Origin of the sequence: uncultured Erythrobacter sp., assembly GCF_947499705.1 — a bacterium.
Taxonomy (GTDB): Bacteria; Pseudomonadota; Alphaproteobacteria; order Sphingomonadales; family Sphingomonadaceae; genus Erythrobacter.
The window spans coordinates 1-22,917 of record NZ_CANMPJ010000001.1; the positions used below are offsets into that span (position 1 = coordinate 1).

A 22,917-nucleotide genomic window follows, 5' to 3' on the forward strand; every position below is an offset into this window, starting at 1 on the left:
TGAGAGCACGGGCGGCGGGACGCTTGATCTTGGTGCGCTGTCGAGCGACGGCAATATCGATCTGGACACGAGCGGTCTGGTTACGACCAGCACGATTAACTCGCTGGGTGACCTGACCATTGGCGGGACGACCGATCCAGGCGCGGTAACCTTCACTGGCAATGTCAGTGCAGATGCGATCGACATCGATACGACCGGAGTGGTGACGGCGCTCGATATTGAGTCGACCGATGGCGATCTCAACATTCTGGCGGGGGACTCGATCAACGCAGGCGGTGTGACTGCGACCGAAGGCGACGTGATCCTGTCGGCGACGAACAACATCACGACCACTTCGATCAGCTCGAATGAGAACCTTGGATCGGGCGGTGCAATCGACATCGACAGCACCGGCGGCGGCACGCTTGATCTGGGTGCGGTGTCCGGCGACGGCGCGGCCAACTTGGACACCACCGGAACGCTGACGCTGGGTCTGGTCAATATCGGCGGGGCGCTGGTGATCGGCGCGGCCAATCAGCCGACCACGCTGAACTTGAACGACAACATCACCGCTGGCAGCTTCACGTTTACTTCGGCCAACCCGTTCGTGTCGCAGGACATCACCACGACCGATGGTGATCTGAACATCGATGCGGCGTCGATTACGACCGGCGCGCTGGGTGCGCAAAATGGCGGCGGAGTGATCCTGACCGCGACCGGCAACATCACGACGACGTCGATCGCCTCGAACGAGCCTGGTGTTGTGAACGGGTTTATCGATGTTGAGAGCACGGGCGGCGGGACGCTTGATCTTGGAGCTCTAAGTTCTGACGGTAATATCGATCTGGATACGAGCGGTCTGGTCACAACGACGACGATCAACTCGCTGGGTGATCTGACCATTGGTGGGACGACCGATCCAGGCGCGGTAACCTTCACTGGCAATGTCAGTGCAGATGCGATTGACATTGATACGACCGGAGTGGTGACGGCGCTCGATATTGAGTCGACCGATGGCGATCTCAACATTCTGGCGGGGGACTCGATCAGCGCAGGCGGTGTGACTGCGACCGAAGGCGATGTGATCCTGTCGGCGACCAACAACATCACCACGACCTCGATCAACTCGAACGAGAACCTTGGATCGGGCGGTGCGATCGATGTGGACAGCACGGGCGGCGGCACGCTTGATCTGGGTGCGGTGTCCGGCGACGGCGCAGCCAACCTTGATACCACTGGCGCGCTGATAACAGCAGGCGGGAATGTGGGAGGAGCGTTGGTCGTCGGCGGCACAGCCGATCCGTCTTCGATTACTTTCACCGGAAACTTCACCGCCGCGAGCATGGATCTCGACACGACCGGTCCAGTGAATACCCAAGACTTGTCTGCCCCCACCGGGCTGATCGATATTCAGGCTGGCACGACCATAACGACTGGCGATGTGACAGCTGATGCCGTGAATTTTGTGGGCAATGGTGCGATCCAGACCGGCAATGTGACGAGCAATCAGTCGCTCAGCCTTGCAGCAACGGGCGGAAGTCTAACGACCGGGAACGTGGTCGTGAACAATCTGGGAGCGTCAGTGACGCTGCGGGCCAGCGGCGCGACCAGCGATGTCACGACCGGATCGGTCAATTCGAATGGCGGCGACATTTTCATCACTGCGGAACGCGATATCATGGCCGCTGCGGTTGCGACGGCGCTGGCGGGAACTCCGACCGCAGGGACGGTTGGTATGCATGCCGGTGGTTCAATCACCGCCGGACAGGTGGATGCGGGTGAGGATATCCGGATCGAGTCCGTCGGCAGCACCGTCACGATGGCCGGAGCGACGGCGGGCGATGATGTTGTTATCAGTGCTGCAGGCGCGATTAATGTTACCGGGCCAGTCGTAGCCAGCGGAAGCGGGCCTGATCTGTTCGCGGTCTCCTTTGCCGGAGCGCCAGGTGTCTCGAACATGGTGTTCGGTGCCGAGTCGCTGCTCGGATCGAACATCGATATCGACACTTCTGCGGCACTGAACGCAACCGACCTGACCGCAAGTGCGGGCGGGATTGACGTGGATGCGGACTCGATCGTCGCTGGCGCTGTTAGCGCGACGGGCGGCGACGCTTTGCTGACGGCAACAGGCAACGTCACGACGGTTTCGATTACTGCGGTCACCTCGGGAGCAGGCGGAGCGATCGACGTCGACAGCACCGGCGGCGGGATACTCGATATCGGCGATCTGAGTGCGGATACGACCATCGCGCTCGACACCACCGGTACGCTGGCTGCGAACACGGTGACGTCTGTTGGGGCTTTGACGGTTGGCGCGACCGCTCAGCCAAGCTCGGTCAACTTCACCGGCAACGTGACCGCCGGTAGCATGGACATCGACTCAACGGGCGCGTTGCAGGCTCTCGATCTGACAGCGACCGCTGGCGATATTGATGTCGACACTGCCTCGATTGCTACAAACGCAGTCAGTGCAACCGGCGGTGATGTCTCGCTTACAACCAGTGGGGGCATCACGACGGCCTCGATCACAGCGGTCACATCCGGCGCAGGCGGCGCTATTGACGTAGACAGCACCGGTGGCGGTACGCTCGATCTGGGCGATCTCACTGCCGATACGACAATCGATCTCGACTCGAGCGGGACGTTGGCTGCGAACACTATCGCTGCCACGGGCGCACTCACAATTGGCGGCACGGCGCTGCCTTCTTCGGTCAGTTTCACCGGTAATGTCTCTGCAGGAAGCATGGATATCGACGCTACCGGTCCGCTGACAGCGCTTGATCTCGATGCGACAGCGGGTGCAATCGACGTCGATGCCGGTTCGATCCTCGCTACGAATGTTTCGGCAACGGCAGGCGTCGCGCTGGATGCGACTGGCGCCATTACAACCGGCGACATCGATGGAGGCGGGACGATCAACGTCGCCTCTACCGGTGCAAGCGTGAGTACCGGGGACGTGGTCGGGAACGCGCTCGGAGGCAGCATTACTCTGCGCGCCGCCGGTGCGACGAGCGATGTCAGCGCGGGCACGATTAACTCCAACAGCGGCGACATCTTTGTCTCGGCCGAACGCAATATCACCACTGGTACCGTTTCGACTGCGCTGGCTGGGGCTCCCACAGGAGGCACGATAGGCCTGCATGCGGGCGGATCGATTGCCGCCGGACAGATCGCGGCAGGCGAAGATCTGCTGGTTGAATCCGTCGGAAGCACCGTGACGTTGGCCGGCGTGACCGTAGGCGACGATGCGACGATCACAGCGGCAGGAGCGATCGATCTTCAGGGCCCAGTTGTGGCCGATGGCAGCGGACCTGATGTTTTCTCGGTTATGTTTGCGGGCGCACCAGGTGTTTCCAACTTGTTGTTCGCTGCCGAAGCGCTTCCGAAATCGAATATCGTCATCAATACGCCGGCGGCGGTTACAGCAACTGATCTGACAGCGAGCTCGGGCGGAATCGATATCGATGCCGGATCGATCGCCGCGAACACGCTGGCCGCCACAGACGGCGATGTGGAGCTGACGGGTACAGGCACCATCACCGCGAGTTCGATCACTGCGAGTATCGGCGTAATGGCGATGGGCGGCAACATCGACGTCGACAGCACTGGCGGCGGCATGTTGAACCTTGGCGACTTGGCCGCAGGTGCTGGCATTGCGCTGGATACGAGCAGCACTCTTACGGCGAACACCGTAACTTCCACCGGGGCGCTGACAGTCGGCCAAACCGCCATGCCCACGGCAACGACCTTCACCGGCAATGTCACTGCCGGCAGCATGGATATCGATGGCACGGCGACTGGTACGCTGAACGCCCTGGATCTCACTGCCAATGCTGGTGACATCGACATTGACGTCGGCTCAATCACCGCGAGCAACGTAAGCGCGACCGGCAACGCAGCGCTGGATGGCGCAGGCACGATCAGCCTCGCTAACGCGACTGCAGACAGCGACACGAGCGGTGCAGGCGATCTCAGCATCGGGACCAACACGATCCCGGCGCAGCTCAATATCACCGGCACAGCCAGCGGTGTGAACACCTCGCTCCATGCCGACACTCTGAACGTTATCACCGCCACCGCAACGGGAGGCGATCTGGTCCTTTCTGGTGGCACCGTGACTGTGGGTGCCGCGCAGGCGACCAACAACGTTATGGCCGATGCTACCACGTCGATCACCGCCGACACATTGACTGCTGACAGCGATATGAGCGGCGCGGGTGATCTGCAGGTTGGCCTGATGACCGCGCCAGGTCAGCTGACGGTCAACACGGCTGCAACCGGGGCCAATGTGACGCTGCAGGCTGGCCAGATCAATGCTGCTGCAGTCACAGCCACTGCGGGCAATGCAACTCTCAATGCCAGCGGCAATGTCACAACAAGCACTATCACTTCGACTGGCGGTGGCATCGATGTCGACAGCACGGGCGGGGGCACACTCGATCTCGGCGATCTGACTTCCAGCGCGGGCATTGCTCTCGACACGAGCGGGACATTGACCGCAAACACTGCGACTGCTGTCGGCGCGCTGACGGTTGGCCAGACTGCCATGCCCACGGCAACGACCTTCACCGGCAATGTCACCGCTGGCAGCATGGATATCGATGGCGCCGCTGCGGGTACGCTCACAGCTTTGGATCTGACCGCGAATGCCGGTGACATCGATGTGGATGTGGGTTCGATCACCGCTTCCAATGTCTCTGCGACGGGCAATGCCGCGCTCGATGGCGCGGGCACGATCGCGGTGGCCACCGCGACTGCGGACAGCGACATGAGCGGAGCAGGCGATCTCACCATCGGGACCAACACGATTCCAGCTCAACTGACGGTTGCAGGCGCAGCCAGCGGGGTGAATGCATCGCTGCACGCAGACGTTCTCAACGCCGCGACCGTGACTGCAACCGGAGGCGATGCGGTTCTTTCGGGCGGCACGATCTCCGTCGGCGCAGTGACAGCCACCAACGATGTGATCGCCGATGCGACCACTTCGATCACACTAGATACCGTAACCGCTGACAGCGATATGAGCGGTATGGGCGATGTGGAGATCGGTCAGACCACGCGGCCTGGACAGCTCTCCATCACGACCTCGGTGACCGGTGTGAACGTCACTCTCGAGGCCGACAACGTCAATGTGATCAACGGCCTTTCGACCAATGGCGACAATGTCATTCGCGGCGACTCGATCGCGCTTACCGATGTCACGGCCACAGGCGGTGATGCCATCCTCGAGGCGACTGGTAGTGTCACCACCAACTCGATCACCGCGACTTCTGCCGGGATGTCTGGAGGCAATATCGACGTAGACAGCACTGGCGGCGGTGCGCTTGATCTCGGCGATCTGACCGCTGACGCTGGGATCACGCTGGATACCACAGGCTCGATGACTGCTGGCGCGGTGACTGCAACCGATCATCTTCAGATCGGCGGCACAGCCTCACCAAGCTCTGTCAGTCTTTCCGGCAATGTCACTGCAGGCTCGGTGGAAATTCTCTCGACCGGCGGCATTGCTGCGCAGGACCTTACGGCAACCGCTGGAGATGTTGATCTCGACGGTTCGACAATCACTGCGCTGGACGTTTCAGCGACGGGCAATGTCTCAGCCGATGGGGCGGGCGCGATCTCGCTGGCAAGTGCAATCGCCGACAGCGATATGATCGGCACTGGAGATCTTTCAGTCGGCACAAACACCGCCCCGAGCGATCTGACGATTGCAGGGGCAAGTTCGGGTGCGAACGCCAGTCTTGTCAGCGCAGGAGCGCTCACTGCAAGTACGGTTGAAGCGACCGCAGGCACTGCGACTCTGACCGCCGATACTGTCAACGCTGACACAGTCACCGCGACGGGCGGTGATGCTGTGCTGAATACGAGTGGCGACGCCACGATCAACGCGATTTCGGCCTTCACCGCTGGCATGGCTGGCGGAGCGATCGATGTCGACAGCACCGGCGGCGGTGCACTCAGCCTCGGCGACGTGACTGCCGATACGGACGTCGCGATCGACACGACCGGCTCGGTTGCGGCTGGCCAAGTTGCTGCGGGCGGTGCGCTCACGGTTGGCAGCACTGCGGTCCCGAGCAGCATAACCTTTACCGGCAATGTCAGTGCCGCCAGCGTTGGCGTCGAGACCACCGGCGCTATCTCGGCGCAAGATGTCACCGCGACCGCTGGTTCCATCACGGCGAATGCCGCTGACATTACGGCGGGCGCAGTCGCGGCGACGGACGCAATCACTCTCGATGCTGCCGGGCCGATCAACCTCGCGAGCGCTGTTGCCGACAGCGACAATAGCGGTGCGGGCGATCTTTCCATCGGTACCAACACAGCGCCATCTGATCTCACGATACCGGGCGATGTTTCAGGCGCGAATGTAACGCTAGTCAGCGCAGGCGCTGCCACGACTGGCGCAGTATCGGCTGGCAATGGGGATACGGCGATCACGAGCGCAGGGGATGCGACCATCGCCAGCGTAACGACGAGCGAGCTGGCGGTTCAGTCCGGCGGATTGCTGACGGTCGGCGCGATCGACGCAAGCGGATCAGCTGTTCTCGAAAGCGCCGATGTCGACTTGCAAGCAGCCGTCGATGTCGATGGCGCTAGCCTGACGCTTCGCTCCGCACCGGGTGTCTCAGTGGGTCTCGGTGATGGCATGGGAGACTACCAGCTTTCCGATGCCGAGCTCGCCCTTATCGACACTGGTACCTTGGTGATCGATGCAGTTGATCAGGCGATCGAAGTGAGCGGCGTCTCATTTACCGATCAAGCAGGTGCAAACGAAGTGGTGCTTGCGACTTCGGGCACAGGCAGCCTCATCCGGATAGTCGGAGACATCTCCGGCAACGGCAATGGCCGGATTTTCCGCTTTGGCGGTGATGCCGCGATGGGCACGATGCTGGCCGAGCGGATCACGATGGATATCGAAGCGGCCTCGATCGACTTTGGCGATGCAACCTTCGATTTGCGCGCAGAAGACATCGCGTTTGGCAATCAGGAGTTGATTGATGCAGTCGCCGGCCGCGACAGCGGCGATCTGGCGCTCAACATCGTGGGTGATGCCAACTCGCTGCTTTACAACCCGCTTCTGGCGGGTGGGATCGGAGGCGCTCGCATCGCCGATCCGGTATTCCTGAGAGCAGGCAACATCACGGTGACCTATGGAAACTCGGCACTGTTCCAGAACACTGCACCGCCTCAGGAAGGCGGCACTCTGTTCACCGGGATTGAACTTGGACAACCAGGTTCGAACGGAACGCTGGCGCTGAACACGGTTGACGATACCAACACCTTCGCCTTCTTCGGCCAGATTAACGAGCTGGTCGGGACCGCTGCGGCTCTGGCGGGCAGCAATGTGATCCTGCTCGGCAACGACGTTCGCTTGCCGGATACGCGGGTCAATGGTTGCGTGATCGGTAGCGGCGCGGATTGTGTGACCACGATCGTTGGGACCACAGTCATTTCGATCCCGCGCGAGGTGGTTGAGCTGCTGACGGCGGATGCCGGATTGCTTGTCCCGTTCGATCCGCTGGTCGGCACCAACAACGAAGGTCTGTTTTCCGATGCAGCGACTGTCCCTGATGAAGATTGCGAACGAGATGAAAATGGCGCCTGTGTCGGACCCTAAGGAGATGAAGACGATGCCCGCATTGCGGTGGACGAAGATGTTGCTGGGCGGCGCGGCAATCGGCGTTGTCCTGACGGGCTGCGCGACTAGCCAGCCGACGGGATCTGGGCCTGCATTTGCGCTTGGTACCAATGCCAATGGGGAGCCTTGCACCGCCTCGCAAAACTGGACCGACCAGAGCTACGGTGATGCGACCATCAAATACAGCGATGCCTTCTCGGTCAATTGCCGAGGCGCGACATCCGGAGTGCTGTCGCGGGTGCGGACATTCGATTCAGCGTCTGAACGCAGTGCGTTTTCTGCGGCGTTGACGTGCGGCGATCCGGTTTCGGTGGAGCTTGACGGCTTCAACAACGCCAGTGCCCGCCGATGCCTTGATCCCGCGCTCGGTTTTTCGACCGTCGTGATCGACGCGAGCAATGGCGGCACTGCCTATCAAATCTCGTCGGCGCCCAATGCCGTGGGAGCAGGATTTCAGGCGGCGCGCATTCTGGCGGGACTTGATCAGCCTGCATCCGCCCGTTCGGATCGCACCCCGGTTGAGCTCGCAAGCATTCCTGCTCTTCCAGCGGGCGCGACGCTCGCGCAGGCTGAAGCTGGGGCAGGCGAGGCGCTTGCTTCTGTTCTTGGCCGCGGGACGGCTCTGAACTTCCGGGGCTTGCATGCCGATGCCTCGCGGTTCCTGCGCAATTCTCTTTCAAGTCTGCCCGACGATGCGCCGGGACAGATCCGTGCTGAACTTCTGATGGAAGCGGGTCTTGCGGATTCGAATATCCAGTTCTTTGGCTCTGCAAGGCGCAACCTTGACGCCGCCAGCCGCGAGATCGCTCGCCTGAGCAGCGCGGAGCAGCGCATTTTGCGGCCGAAACTGCAGATTTATCGCGGACTCGACGCGCTCAACCAGAGAGACTTTGCCTCCGCGCGTAGCATTCTCTCCTTCCTCGCATCCGACGGCCTTGGCTCGGCGCGTGACCTGAGTGATCCGGTCACTCTCGTGCGGCTCAATTCTGCGCCAGGCGAAGGTGCGGATGTGCGATCGTCGATTGCGCTGCCCGACGAAGAAGCTCTGCGAGAGGCATTCCTGCGCGTTCAGGGCAATTGGGCGCGTAGTGTTGCGGAACTGGCTTTGGACAATCCGGTCGGCGCCGACGCGGCGATCACGGTGGCGCAGGGCGGACTCGATGAACTTTCCGCTGCGCTGCGGAGTGCGAATATTCGGGAAGATGGCCTCTTCTGGCTAAACGCTCGCCTGCTGCGTCAATCCGGACGGATCGAGGCCGACAAGGGTGATTATGGCGCCGCCATCGAGGCGTTCGACGATGCTATCACAGAGCTGACCCGGGGCGCTCTTGCCCGGTCGGGAACAGGCCGTGATCCGGCAATCGCCGAACTGCTGCTAGAGCGAGCGTCCGTCGTGGCGCGTTCAGGGGCCTCGCAATCTGCGGTCGATGAGGCGTACGGCGACGCGGTTCAGGTTCTGGTGGATGCCCGCGAGGAAAGCGCAAGCTATTCGACGTCACTCCTGCAGCCCTATCTCGATCAACTGGCCCTGCAAATGGAAGCAGGCGATAGCGATGCAGCAGGGCGCTATTTCGAAGTTCTTCAGATTGTCGGCGAGACGGGTGCGGCTCGTCAGCTGAGCGCATTGCAAGACATTGTCGCCGAGGATTCGGGCATCGGCGTCAAGCGCCGTCAGCAGACTGACCTTCTGCGTCAGATCAGCCAGCTTGAACTCGATATCGAAGATGCGCGGGAACTGGGGCAATCGATATCCGAATTGGAGAGTTCGCGCGCGCAGTTCCAGTCGGCTTACTTTGAGCTTGATGCCGAGTTGCAAAGCGAGTCGCGGCTGAGCCAGGTTTCGAGCAAACCCGCGGCCTTGAGCGATCTGCAGTCCGTGTTGCGTCGGGGTGAAGCCTATGTCCGTTTCGCAGCTATGGGAGACCGCGTCTTCGGCATGCTGGTCGAGAAAGACAAAGCGCATTCGATCCGTCCTGGCGCGACAGTCGAAGAAGTGCTCGCGATCACAAACGATTTGCGCGCGTCTATCGATGGCCAGATCGCACGCGGTGACTTGACCGAATTTGGCGTTACAGATTCAGCGTTGCTGTACCAAAACCTCTTCCGCGAAGTGGATGAAGTTCTTCGTACCAAAGAGGAATTGGTCGTCGACGGTGGTACCGTTCTTGCCGGTTTGCCTGCTTCGGTACTCGTGAGCGATCGCGGCGCCGCGCTGCGTTTCACGGAGCAGGAGGATCGGTTCGACTATACCGAAATTGAATTCCTCGCGACGCTGATGCCGACGTCCGTTGCGATGTCGCCGCGTAGCTTCATCGTTTCTCGCAACCTGCCGGAATCGAACGCACAGCGTGATTTGATCGGATTTGCGTCACCGCAGCCCATCACCACCGTTCCCGGTTCTGGCGAGCAGATAAAGATCGGCAATTGCCTGATCACGCCTGCGCAGCTTGCTGGGTTGAGCCGCCGTTTCTCACCAATCCCATCGGACGAGATCGGCTACGCGGCAGAAGCACTCGGCCTAAGGGATGGTCCAACACTCGTCAGTGATGCGGCTTTCTCGGACACCGCAGTGCTCAGCCGCGGACAAGAAGGCGGCGATCTGGGCGACTACAAGGTACTGCATTTCGCCACACACGGATTGACTGAAGGCATGTTCGGGTGCCTCGAATCCCCTTCGGCACTTCTCACCTCGCTCGGGACTGATGGCGAATCCGACCTGCTGCTCGACTTCGAAGAGATCGCCGGTCTCAAGCTGGACGCCAATTTGGTGGTCTTGTCGGCCTGTCAAACTGCATCTGCGATTGGCGAGCGCACTGCTCGTCTCAATGGTGATTCCCAGCCTGGCTCTACTCTCGAAGGCTTGGTGCGATCATTTTTTGCCGCGCAGGCGCGAGCGGTGATGGCAACCTACTGGCAGACGCCCAACACCGGTGAGAGCGAGATATTCATGCGCGAGTTTTATCGCAGCGGCCGGACTAATGACATTGCCAACGCGCTCAATCAGGCGCAGCGATCGATGATTCAGGATCCAGCCACCTCGCATCCCTATTTCTGGGGAAGCTTCTTCGTGGTTGGCGATACGGACAACCGCATGCTCGATCAGGCTGGTTCGCGCAGAGCCGCGCTATAAGATCGGGATAAGAAAAGGAACCGAGCACACATGCCCCCCGCAGCCCGAATTACCGACATGCATACCTGCCCGATGGTCAATCCCGGGCCGGTTCCGCATGTGGGCGGGCCGATTATCAAGGGTCAGCCCAATGTCCTGACATGCTTCATGCCTCAGGCACGGGTGACGGATCAGTGTGTGTGCGTCGGTCCTCCGGACGTTATTGTGAAGGGATCAATGACGGTTCACGTCGGCGGTCTTCCCGCCGCGCGAATGGGTGACATGACGGCGCATGGCGGAGTGATCGTCGTTGGCGCGCCTACGGTTCTTATCGGCGATGGTGCCAATGGCGGTGGCGGCGGCGCTGGCGCAGGTGCTGGTATGTCCAGCAAAGTGCCGTTCGACGCGCCAAACTTGCAGGCTCAGGCGATGATCGCTGCGCACAAGGCTGCGAAGCCCTTCTGCCGCCGCTGCCAAGCATAGGCCGCGCGCATGGCGGGGTGGTATGCGATCGTCGATGGTGCAGCCGACCCCCGGCTCTATCCGGTCATTTCGGAATGTGCGAAATACGCCTGCCTTTATGAAGACGACTACGACGAAGACACACTCGCAGCTCTGCCTTATCTGGTCGAGCTAACCGAAGGCGAGAAATTGCCGGATCTCTGGCGCAAGCACGAATCCGGTAGGTTCTGGGGCATCGTGTGTCAGTCGAACCTCGATCTGCCAGCTTTGCGCCGACATATGCGCAAATTCACGACTGCTCGCCTGCCGCTCGGCGAGGTCGTCCTATTCCGGTTTTGGGACCCGCGTGTCTTTGTGACTTTTGCCGAGGATGGCACCGAAGAAGAAGTCGCTCCGTTTTTCGAAAAGGTCGAAGCAGTGATCGCCGATCTCGGGCCGGACGGCAGGCGTCGCTATCATTGGGATGGTGGGGTGCAATCTTCATTCGCCAAACCGAAAGCCGACGCGCCACACGAAGCAGCACCGGGGGCACAAAGCTGAGGTGCTTCGTTCAGTCGCCCTCGTTGATTGCGGCCTTGGTGGAATCGCGCTGCGTGGTGAACATCGTCAGTGCTTCGCCTGCCAAGGCTTCGACTTCCGACGTTTCGAAGGTCAGCGGGTCAAGCGGTTCACCGTTAATCCGGATCTCGTAGTGGAGATGGGGACCCGTCGATCCTCCGGTCGTGCCGACATAGCCGATGATCTCGCCTTGCTTCACAGCCTTGCCCGGCTGAAGACCATCAGCAAACGCATTGAGGTGCATGTACCAGGTCTGCATCCCTTCGCCGTGGTCCAGTCGGATGAAGTTGCCCGCCGCGCCGCGTGGGGCCGCAAACAGGACAGTCGAATCGCCCGAAGCATAAATTGGCGTTCCTGTCGGAGCGGCGAAGTCGACGCCGTTATGCTTTCTTTGCGCCCGGGAGATCGGGTGCGTGCGGTAGCCATATTTGGAAGTTATCCGCGCGCCGTCGACGGGGGTCCGCATCAACCCGCGCTCGTTGCCTTGCCCGCTTTCATCGAACCAGCGCTGCTCCGATTCATCGGGCGGGGTAAAGGCAAAATAGGTTTTGCTGCCTTTGGCCGTGTCGAGCCTGACATAGAGCAGCTTGGGCGGCGCGGCGTTGCGCCCGCTCTCCGTGACCGTTTCCTCCCAAGTAGCCGAGAATGTGTCGCCAAGCGCGACTTCGCGCTGGAAATCGAAGTCGAACGAAAAGGCTTTGGCGAAAGGTGTCGTCAAACTGTCGGGCAGACCCGCTTCCACCGCCGAGGCGTAAAACGTGTTCTGGTTGATCGTTCCGGTAACGGAGCGAACGCGGGTAGTCGCGGCGTCGAGGATGTTCTCGCGTTTGAACGTACCATCGGATTGGCGCGTGAGTTTCACCGAGGTTCCATTAGGCAATTCGGCGCTGATCGTGCGGACGGCCTTCGCGTCGCCATCTTCAGTGAGTTCCACAGCAACGCGCATTTGCTCCTGCGTGCCGAGTGCAGCGATTGCCTCTTCGGCCATAGTGAACGCATCGCCGGTCGGAACGCCCATCTCTTCGAGCGAAAAACCGAGATCGTCGACCCCGCGCACCTGAATGATCCGCACCGATGTGCTCGGAGTGGGTGTGGGTTCAGACGCCGCGTCCGGAGTGGCCTCGGCAGTCTGTGTTTCGGCGGGTCCTTCAGTGGGATTCGGCCAAAGGCAGTAGGCGCCGCCAGCTATTGCGAGCAGCGCGACTGGCGCAGCAATGTAGGCGGGCTTAAGTCCGCCCGACTTCGCCGGTTCAATCGGCGTATCTTCAGCCGGAGCGGCAACCGGTTTCGGGTCCACCCACGTCTTCGGATCGAAAGAGGTCGTTTCCCGCTCCAAATCCTCCGCGCCCAAGTTTCAATTAGCGAAAGAAAAATCCCCGTGAGGCCAAACAGCGTGCTTTATCTGACCCGTCCTGTATGCTTAGTTGCTCGGGAAAGGGGGAGCAAGGCATGAGCGATCGCAACCGTGTTGCTTGGCGCGAAGGCATGTTCCTTCGGCCACAACACTTTCAGGCCCAAGACCGGTTCATGGAATCGTTCGTCGGCGCTCGGCATGATTGGACGCAGCCGTATTCGTGGGGCTTTTCCGAGATTGAAGTCGATGCAGGATTGGCCGAGCTGGGGCAGTTTGCGATCAAGTCTGCCAAGGGCATCATGCCCGACGGAACGCCGTTCTCGATACCGGGCGATCAACCCCCTCCGGAACCGCTCGCAGTAAGCGCGCAGACCCGCGACGCTGATATTTTCGTAACGCTGCCGCCGCGCCAATCGGGCGCAATCGAGTTCGCCGAATCCGAAGCAGGTTCGCTGGACGCACGCTTCTCGGTCACCGAGACGCAGGTCAGCGACAATTTCTCGACCGATCGAGCGATTGAGGGGATTGAAACCGGCACGCCGAATCTGCGGTTTGGTATGACACCGGATGAGACCGAAGGGCGCTTGCTGCTCGGCGTGGCGCGGGTCCGCGAAGTATCAGGTAAGAAACTGATCTTCGATGATCGTTTCATTGCGCCTGCTGTCGATGTTCGCGCGTCGAGGCTAAAGAGTGCGCTTTCCGACCTGATTGGCCGGTCCGACCAGATGGTTGGGGAACTCGCCTTGCGTGCGGCAGAATCGACCGAAGGCGGACAAGACACCTATCGGGCGTTTCTGCTGCTTCAATCGCTCAACCGTTGGGCTGCCATTCTGCGCCACCTAGTGACGCTGCCATCGGTTCACCCCGAAAGGATGTTCGAGAACCTGGTTGCTATGGCGGGCGAGATATCGACTCTGACACGCAAAGAGCGCCGCCCTCCGGAACTGCCCGAATACGATCATGAGAATTTGCAGGGATGCTTCGATCCTGTGATCGATCTGCTCCAGACATTGCTGTCGGGCGAGTTCGATCGTTCGGTCGAACCACTTGATCTCGATGCTCGGGGCCCCGGTTCTTATATGCACGTCGTCAAGAACCGCTCGCTGCTCAAGCAGAGCTACATCTATCTGGCGGTGGCGGACAAGACGAAGTCACTGGAGGATATCCGCAAGCGCTTCCCATCGGTCTGCAAAATTGGTCCGAACACCAAGATGCGCGAATTGGTTGCGAACCAGCTGCAGCCGGGCGTTGCGCTGCGTCATGTCACTACGCCGCCGACGCAGCTTCATGTGCTGCCGGGATATGTGTATTTTGAGCTTGATCGCGGCGCGGCCGACTGGGCCGAAATCTACGATGCACCGGCCATGGGCCTGTTCGTGGCGGATGACTGGCCTGAGCTGAAACTCGAACTATGGGCGGTTAAGCAGAAACAATGAGCGGGGACGACCGGAACAAGACGGTGTTTCGCCCTTCGCCACTGAAGGGCAAAGGCGGCGGCGCCGGTTCCGGAGCAAACTCGCCGGGCGGACAAAGCGGGCAGCAGTCGTCGGGAGGCTTTAGCAGTACCGACGATTGGGATTCTCCCGCACCCCCGGGAACCCCTCCTCCCCCTCCTCCAGCATCGGGTGGATCATTCAAGCCGCTGGACAACGATCCATTCGGTGTCCCGGCCCAGCCAGCTCCATCTGGCGGACCGAAACTCGACACCAGCGATGCCCAGTTTCACGACACCGTTCCGCCCGCTCCGCAGCCACCGGATGATCGTAACCCATTGATGGCGTATGCTGCGCCGGTTCTGGCGATGGCGGCGGCGCTTCAGTCGGGTCGATGGGAAATCTCGATGGGTGAATTCCATCGCCGTGCACGCGAAGCCATCGGTAAGTTCGAATCCGCAATCCAACCGATCTACAGCGAAGGCGTACGTCAGCGGGCCAAGTATGCAGTTTGCGCAACCGTCGACGATATTGCCCAGAACCTGCCCGGCGTGGGCGGCGGTGGTGCGCAGTGGGCGCAGCGCAATATGGTCGTGACGTTCTTCCGCGAGAGTATTGGTGGGGACCGGTTCTGGGATTTTGTGCAGGAGATGCTGCGCGACCCAGCGAAGAACCGCGATCTTATCGAACTGTTCCACGCTTGCATCGCCACCGGCTTCGAAGGACGCACACGCGCGATGCCGGACGGCTTCAGCAAACGGCAACAGGTCAGCGCAAACCTCATCGGAGCGCTCGAACATGTTCGCAGCCTATCCGAGCGCGACATGGTCACTCAGTGGCAAGGCGCCGATGCACCTCGCAAGCCGAACAATTTTTGGAGCATAGTCGGCTTGGTCGCTGCGGCGACCGCTGGCATCTGTTTCCTGATCTTCCTGATGTTCTTCCTCGCGCTAATGGCGAGCGGATCTTCGCCCTATGACCGGGTGGCGGCTCTGTTGCAGGAGGAGCCGGTGGCACTCAGTCGCAACGCTGCTCCCCTTGAGCTCCCGGCAACAGGCACCGAAACTCGGCTTCGGCAATTTCTCTCCAGTGAGATTGATCAGGGCCTGGTGACTGTCGATGGCAACCGAGTGCGCACGACCATCGGTACCCTGTTCGAACCGGCCTCGGATCAGCTGACGTCAGGCCGCACCCCGATCTTCACGAAGATTGGGCAAGCCATCGAGTTTGAGAGCGGCCCTGTCACGGTCGAAGGCCACGCCGATTCCGACAAAATCTCGACCATCGCATTTCCAGACAACATCGCATTGTCGCGAGCGCGGGCTCAGACGGTGGCGCAGATCATCCGAGGCGAGCTAACCGATGCGTCGCGAGTTACCGTGGTCGGTTTGGGAGACACCGTTCCGCTTGCATCCAACGACACAGCCGAAGGCAAGGCGCAGAACCGGCGCGTTGAATTTGTTGTCGAGCTTGGTGAATAGGCGGAGGCTGGCGAGAGAGCGACGATGAAAAAGTTCTTCACTAGCTGGTGGACGATATCGATCTTCACGATCTTGATGTTGATCCTGCTTTGCTCGGTCGGTCTGCCGCTGTTCGTCGAATGGATGCAGCCGCTGTGGGTGCGGCTTACCTTCGCGGGCGGATTCGTCGCGCTGTGGTTGCTATGGTTCTTCATTCGCCGGTGGCGCGCGAAGCGGGCCGAGGCTGCGCTGGCCAAGGAACTGGCTGGTCCCGATCCCGGCGATGAAGAAGCCGAGGCGGTTCAGCAACGCATGGCCGACGCGCTGGCCGAGCTGCGCAAAGCGACCGGCAAGAAGCGGAATTATCTCTACTCATTGCCTTGGTATGTGATCATCGGCCCTCCCGGCGCCGGCAAGACGACGGCGCTGGTCAATTCCGGGCTACGTTTCCCGTTCTCAGATCAGGCGATGAAGGGCACCGGCGGCACGCGCAATCTCGACTTCATGTTCGCCGAAGAAGCCGTTCTGGTTGACACGGCAGGCCGCTATACGACGCAGGATTCCGACCGCGAAGTCGACAATGCCGGTTGGACACGGCTGCTGGAGATGCTCAAGAAGCACCGGCAGTTCGAACCAATCAACGGTGTGTTTGTGGCAATCCCGGCCGACGATCTGCAGCGCGGCGACGTGCGCGTGATTGATGAACACGCCGCGATCATCAGGCGGCGCTTGCGTGAAATACGCGAAACACTGCAGACTGAACTGCCGGTCTACCTGCTCATCACCAAGAGCGACTTGCTCGCTGGTCTGACCGAGTTCTTTGGTGATCTCGATGTCGAGGGCCGCCGCGCCGTCGTCGGCCACACATTCGACTGGAAACACAAACGTTTCTCGTCAGAGGACGTGACGACCGCATTCGATCAATTCGCCAATGATCTATCCGCACGCACGCCCAAGCGGCTCGAGGACGAGAAAGATATCCGGCGTCGCGGTCTGATCCTTGGGTTCCCAGGGCAATTGGGCGCATTGCGCCCGGCGCTGCACCGTCTGATCGAAGGCGCCTTTATCAACGAAGATCGCCCGAGCGGGCAGTTGCGCGGTTTCTATCTTACCTCGGGCACGCAGGATGGTAGTGCGATTGACCGCATCTTGCAGGGTGTTTCGCAGGCATACAGCCGCGACGACCCAGCGGCGCGCGAGGGGGGAAAAGCCTATTTCCTGAACCGCCTGCTGACCGATGTCGCATTTGGCGAGGCCGGTCTGCCGACTGCCGACCCGGTGGTGGTGCGTAAGCGGAAGATCAGGCTGACCGCAATGGTCGGCGGTATCGCGGCGCTCGGATTACTGTCCGTAGCACTCTGGACCGTCAGCTTCTTTGGCAATCGCGACTTTCAGGATCAGTCCGAGCTGGCAGCGGCTGAGATCGAGCAGGAACGCGACACGCTCCGCGCAGATCTGGTCCGCGTGGGAAGCAATGACACGTCGCTGGAACAGCTACTCCCTCTGCTCGACCGGCTCCGCAACATGCCCGAAGGCTATGCCGCCCGGCAGGAGGGTGGACCTTCGTGGTGGATGCGTTGGGGGCTGTTCCAATGGGGCCTCAGCCGCCGCAATGAAGAGACTTATCAGGCCGCCTTGCGCCGAATGCTGCTGCCGCGCGTGATCCTGCGGCTCGAAGACAAGATGCGGCAGGAAGTGAACAATCCAGTTGCTTTGTACGAACCGCTCAAGGTCTATCTGATGCTGGGCGGAGCTGCGCCAGAAGGTAAGATCGATGCAGAAGCGGTGACCGAATACATCGGCCGCGACTGGGCCTATGAAGTCTATCCCGGTGCCGAGATGGAAGGCATCCGCGGCCGCCTCAACAACCATCTCAAGGCGCTGATCGAGGACCCGAACATTTCGCAGAGTTGGGCTGGTCAGAAAGCTCCGCTCGATGCGGATCTGGTTGCGGCGTCACGCGCTAGCGTCGGCACCATGAGCCTCGCCCAGCGGGCCTATGTGATCATGCGCGCCAAGGCCGCCGATCCGACCAAGGATTGGATGATGGGTGACATCCTCCAGCCCGGCGACGCGGCAGCCTTTGCCAACCCTGACGAAGTGATGGGCAAACAAGTGCCGTTCTTCTTCACGGTGGCCGGGTTCAACACCTATCGCTTGCAAAAAGAACTTATCGGCAGCGATCTGCGCGACGAATTGTGGGTGCTCGGCGAAGATGCCGAGACCGCCAGTATCCAGCGCGAACTCAACAACCTCGATGGCGGGATCGCGGGGGCCTATGCCAACGAGTATATCGAGCAATGGCAAGGCGTGATCGACTCGCTCAAGGCTGCCGATTACTTCAACGACCCGCGCGCATTCAGCGCCTTCACCAAGGGTGTATCCCCGCTCAAACTCGTGCTTGAAGAAGTGCGCAAGAACACGACCTTCGACAACTCGATCGAGGAAGAAGGCGGGCGGATGATCCAGGATGAGCTTAACCGCAACCGCTTTGCGCGCGCCGCCACTCGGCTGGGCGGGGCCGGATCCGATGGGCCGCGTGGTCTCACCGCTGATGCACAGATTGCGCAGCACTTCCGCAGCGTCAATGAGTGGGTCGGCGATGGTGAAGGGCCGGGCGAAATCGACGCATTTATCGATGTTGTGCGCCAAACCTTCACGCAGGTTCGTGCTTCACGCGGGCCGGGGCAAGCGGCTGGCAGCGCAGGTCAGCAACTGGCGCAGGCAATCGCTCCGCTGGAGACTGCGGCACTCGAAGTTCCCGACCTGGTTCAGGAATTTGCTCAGGATGTCGCGGGCGGTGGCAGCGATGCGCAGATCAGCGTGCTGCAAGGTGAAACGTCTCAAGTCTATGGCGATCAGGTCCTCGCTTCCTGCGAAGCGGCGGTCGACGGTAAGTATCCCTTCGATGCCGGTTCGAGCGCCGATGCCAGTCCGGGCGATCTCCGAACCGCTTTTGGTGGTGGGGGGCAGGTCACTCAATTCGTCAACACAAGGCTAGAGCCTTACCTTGACCGCAGCGGTGACTATTGGCGCTGGAACAGCAGCGATCCAGTCACAGCCGATTTCAATCCGGCAACTCCGGGCAGTTTTCAGAAGGCCGCCGCCCTTACTGGCGCGCTTAACGAGGGCGTTCCGCTCGGCATTGAACTGAGCGAGCTCGGTAGCAAGGTCACGAAGGTTGAACTGATCACCGGCGGCATACCACTGGCATTCGATATGGATGGCAATGCAACCAACCAGATCGTTTGGCAGCTTGGCGGCGGGATGGTGCAATCGTCCGAGATAAAGATCTACGAAAATCAGGGGATCGAGGGACTCGATCCGATTGAGGAGGTGATCTTTCGCGACACCAAACAGGGGCCATGGTCGCTGTTTCGCGTTCTTGACCGGGCCCGGATTAGCAACCTGTCTGAAAGCGAGATTGAGGCTACCTTCAATCCCGGACCAGGCCGCGCCAAGTTTGTGATCTCGTTCCCCGAAGATCAAAACCCGTTTAGCGGAGGCGGCCTATGGTCGGTGCAGTGTCCGCAGACGCTGTAATTCAGGGCGCGATCGACCCGCCTGCGATTATCGGGAAGCTTCCGGGTCACGGAGATTTTTTGGCGCGCGGCGTGGACTATGCGCTGCGCGAACCGCTCGACCGCTGGATGAGCGAGTGGATTGAGCTGGCCCGGCAAGAACTGGGCAAAGATTTCGAAGCGTCCTACGAAAGCGCGGCACCGTGGCTTTGGGAAGGCACCGTCAAAAACGCGGTGCTGATGCCGAGCGTCGACTCTGTGGGACGATTGTTTCCCGTGCTGGCGGTCTGCCCGACCACCCTGCGGACTCAAGCGATCTACGACACGCTTATCGCTGCGCTGGAAGAGGGGCTTAAGGCTGACGCACTTCGCGAACGGCTAGGTGATCTTGAAGAGGTGGATGGCGAGACTGATTCGGCGAGTTCGTCCGAATGGTTCCTGCCTGAAGGTGCGGAGCAACTGCTGCCCCGGCCAAGTGCACCGTCGAGCTGGGATTCGATACGGGAGCATTTCGCGTGATCGACTACGCCTATACGAGCTACGGCAAGACTGACCCGGGCCTGGTTCGTGCTCACAATGAAGATTCGATGCTGGTGAATGAGACCGCCGGTCTGTGGCTCGTGTTCGATGGCATGGGCGGCCACGAAAACGGCGCGCTCGCATCGCAAACCGCCGCGTCGGCCTTCGACCCGTTCGAGGTGCCGCCAGATTTCGAAACGGCTGTCACGGCGGTTGCCAATCGCATTCACAACGTGAACGGTGTGCTCAAGCAGGCTGCAGAAAAGCAGGACATCTCCAAAATGGGGACAACGGCGGTCGGATTGCTCCTGCGTGATCGGCGCTTTGCGGCCGTCTGGGTCGGAGACAGCCGGGCCTATATCTTCCGCAGCGGAGGATTGTTTCAGCTCACGGTCGATCACACCCATGTGCAGGACTTGCTCGACGAGGGTATCCTGTCCGCTGCCGATGCCAAAGATCACCCGATGTCGCATGTGCTGACGCGCGCGCTTGGCGTCGAGCCGGAGGTTCAGGTTGATATCGTCCATGATGAGGCGGAACCCAATGATCGATTCCTGCTGTGCAGCGATGGGTTGAGCGGACCCGTGCCTGAAGATGAAATCCGACAGATCATGACGCTTCCCGATCCTCAGCAAGCGGTGGACGAATTGATCGCACGCGCGCATGCGAATGGGGCACCAGACAATGTGACCGCGATTGTGGTTGAGATCGGACAAATCGACCCATGAGCAACGATCCCGGCGACGAAGATCGCACTGTCTACCAGCCCAAAGGCGGTGGCAGTGGCGGTGGCGGCGACAAGACACCGCCCGATGACGCGGGTGCGCCCACGCCTGCGCCGGAGCCTTCGCCGGAGCCCGACGCCGGTCACGAGCCGACCGAGTATCAGCCTGCCCCAAGGCGGGCGTCACCTCCGGCGCATGAACCAACTGAAATCCGACCGTCCGCACCGCCACCGAGTCCCGCACCCACTGCGCCACCGCCTGCTCCAACGCCTACAGCGAAGAAGCGCGCCGATCAGCAATTCTCCCAAGGTGATGTCCTGAACGGGATATACCGGATCGAGCAGTTCATCGCGCGTGGCGGCATGGGCGAGGTGTACGAAGCCCGCAACGTCCACCAGCCGCAGGAACGCGTGGCGATCAAGGTCATGCTTCCACACATGGCGCAAGACGAGTTGGTCGCAGCCATGTTTGCCAAAGAAGCAGAGATGCTGACACGGCTGCATCACGAGGCGATCGTGCCGTATCGCATGGCGGCGCGCGACGATCAGGGGCGACCTTATCTCGTCACCGAGTTCATCGACGGTCCAAGTCTTGAGGAGCGTCTCGGTCAGATCACGCTTTCCGATGAAGAATTTGCCGATCTCGCCCAAAAACTCGCTGCAGGACTGGGCACCGCGCATAGCCTCGGCGCGATCCACCGTGACATTGCGCCTGACAACATACTACTTGCCGAAGGCGATCCCGCCCGGCCCAAGATCATCGATTTCGGGATCGCCAAGGATGCGACCGATACCGGAGCGACGATTGTGGGCGATGGGTTCGCAGGCAAACTCAAATATGTCGCGCCCGAACAATTGGGCGAATTCGATCGAAATGTCGGACCTTGGTCAGACATTTACAGTCTTGCCCTGACCCTGCGCGCGCTAGCTGCAGGGAAGCCATCGGATATGGGCGGTTCGTTGTCCGATGCGGTGCGCAAGCGGCAGTCGGTCCCGGATCTCTCCGATCTGCCACCACGCTTCCATGCCGCATTCGAAATGGCGTTGCAGCCGGATCCGAAAGATCGACCGCAATCGATGGCCGAGTTCAATCTGCGTCTGGGCGATCCGACGTCACCAGGAGGAGCGACGGGCTTTGCGCCAATTGCGGGCACAGGCGACACAACATCGCTCGCGGTAGATGATGAAGGGAAAGCGGAAGGCGGGTATTCTGGCGCACTTGAAGGCTTCAAATCCGTCCTGCCTGAGAGTGTCACCCAAAACCGCATGGTGATGATTGGCGGCGGCGTTGCGGCGTTACTGCTTTTGGTTGTCGGAGTGATTGTCGTTGCGAACCTTGGTGGCAGCGATGTGCCTCCACCAAGCAATCGCGCTGAGCAAGGCGACGCAGATGATCCGGCGGCCAACACTGGCCAGCCAGCGGCGATCGCGCTCGGCAGTCCGCAATTCGAACAGTTGGCGCAGCAGGCCACAAACAGTGTGGAATGCGCCTGGCTGACCTATACTGGTTCCAGCGGCAACACAGCGCGCTTTGTCGGGGGTGCGGCCAATCCTGCCGCCGCACAAACCAGCCTGCTTAATACACTCGAAGGTGCAGGCGTCGCGTCTTTCTCGATTGATCTTGGGGACGTCGTGCGCTTCACCCAGCAGAATTGCGCTGCTCTCGATGCATTGCGTGCCGTTCGGAGCGAGCAATTCCTGATCGCCACCCCCCAGGATGTTTATGAAGCGAAGCGGCAAGCGATCACGTTGGCAGACGGCGCTTCACTGGAAGAGGGCAACTATGCCCGCGTTGTCATTCGGATCGACAACCTCGCGGCCGGTGAAGAAGTCGCGTTTCTTGGCTGGAACACTGAAGATGGTATCGAAGCGCTAGAACCAAGCCGCAGCTCGCTCGAAGGGCTTGCCAATCAAATGCAGGGCAACAAGACGGAGCGCGGTTTTGTACTCCCCTTCGCACTGCCATTCGAAGGCAGCGGCAGGCAAAGCTACGGCGCAATCGTACTTACGGGTTCGTCTGCATTACCCGGCAACCTAGTGGGTCGCGGCACGCAGTTCGATGATGCCTGGGCGACACGCTTTACTCAGGGGGCGCAGGCCAATGGCTGGAAGGCCGATGCTGTGTGGTTCTCGGTCGAGGATCAACAGCGCGACTGAGC

11 protein-coding genes are annotated in these 22,917 nt (G+C 60.7%); 10 read left to right on the plus strand and 1 reads right to left on the minus strand.

Translation table 11 applies throughout. The features are described from left to right. The 4 genes from Q0837_RS00005 to Q0837_RS00020 all read left to right on the plus strand — a co-directional run. A partial coding sequence (locus Q0837_RS00005) for a hypothetical protein (protein ID WP_298463561.1) occupies positions 1–7,597 on the plus strand: 7,597 nt, incomplete at its 5' end. 13 nt (positions 7,598–7,610) lie between these two features. Next, entirely contained in the window at positions 7,611–10,748 is a 3,138-nt protein-coding gene (locus tag Q0837_RS00010; protein ID WP_298463565.1) for a CHAT domain-containing protein, read from the plus strand. A gap of 30 nt (positions 10,749–10,778) precedes the next feature. Further along, positions 10,779–11,210: a PAAR domain-containing protein gene (locus Q0837_RS00015; protein WP_298463568.1), complete on the plus strand. Its 432-nt coding sequence runs from the start codon at positions 10,779–10,781 to the stop codon at positions 11,208–11,210. A gap of 9 nt (positions 11,211–11,219) precedes the next feature. Continuing rightward, positions 11,220–11,729, plus strand: a complete 510-nt coding sequence (locus Q0837_RS00020; RefSeq protein WP_298463571.1) for a DUF4123 domain-containing protein — start codon at positions 11,220–11,222, stop codon at positions 11,727–11,729. A 10-nt stretch (positions 11,730–11,739) separates the two neighbouring features. On the opposite strand, the gene Q0837_RS00025 is transcribed toward Q0837_RS00020, so the two are convergent. Beyond that, positions 11,740–13,098: a peptidoglycan DD-metalloendopeptidase family protein gene (locus Q0837_RS00025; RefSeq protein ID WP_298463574.1), complete on the minus strand. Its 1,359-nt coding sequence runs from the start codon at positions 13,096–13,098 to the stop codon at positions 11,740–11,742. Between the two features lie 98 nt (positions 13,099–13,196). Between Q0837_RS00025 and tssK the strand changes: the two genes are divergently transcribed. The 6 genes from tssK to Q0837_RS00055 are packed head-to-tail and all read left to right on the plus strand — an operon-like array spanning position 13,197 to position 22,915. Further along, the gene (gene tssK, locus Q0837_RS00030; RefSeq protein ID WP_298463576.1) at positions 13,197–14,537 is read left to right on the plus strand and encodes a type VI secretion system baseplate subunit TssK; all 1,341 of its coding nucleotides are present in this window, start codon (positions 13,197–13,199) and stop codon (positions 14,535–14,537) included. Beyond that, positions 14,534–16,015, plus strand: a complete 1,482-nt coding sequence (icmH, locus tag Q0837_RS00035; RefSeq protein WP_298463579.1) for a type IVB secretion system protein IcmH/DotU — start codon at positions 14,534–14,536, stop codon at positions 16,013–16,015. Before tssK ends, icmH begins: the two co-directional genes overlap by 4 nt. Before the next feature lie 24 nt (positions 16,016–16,039). Then, a complete protein-coding gene (tssM, locus tag Q0837_RS00040; RefSeq protein WP_298463582.1) occupies positions 16,040–19,537 on the plus strand; it encodes a type VI secretion system membrane subunit TssM in 3,498 nt (1,165 codons plus the stop codon). Continuing rightward, positions 19,507–20,034, plus strand: coding sequence for a type VI secretion system-associated protein TagF (gene tagF, locus Q0837_RS00045; protein ID WP_298463585.1), 528 nt, complete (start codon positions 19,507–19,509; stop codon positions 20,032–20,034). Before tssM ends, tagF begins: the two co-directional genes overlap by 31 nt. After that, positions 20,031–20,762 (plus strand): protein phosphatase 2C domain-containing protein, encoded by a 732-nt coding sequence (locus Q0837_RS00050; RefSeq protein ID WP_298463588.1) that lies wholly within the window; start codon positions 20,031–20,033, stop codon positions 20,760–20,762. Before tagF ends, Q0837_RS00050 begins: the two co-directional genes overlap by 4 nt. Further along, on the plus strand, positions 20,759–22,915 hold the full coding sequence (locus tag Q0837_RS00055; RefSeq protein WP_298463591.1) for a protein kinase: 2,157 nt from the start codon (positions 20,759–20,761) through the stop codon (positions 22,913–22,915). Before Q0837_RS00050 ends, Q0837_RS00055 begins: the two co-directional genes overlap by 4 nt. Positions 22,916–22,917: the final 2 nt, after the last annotated feature.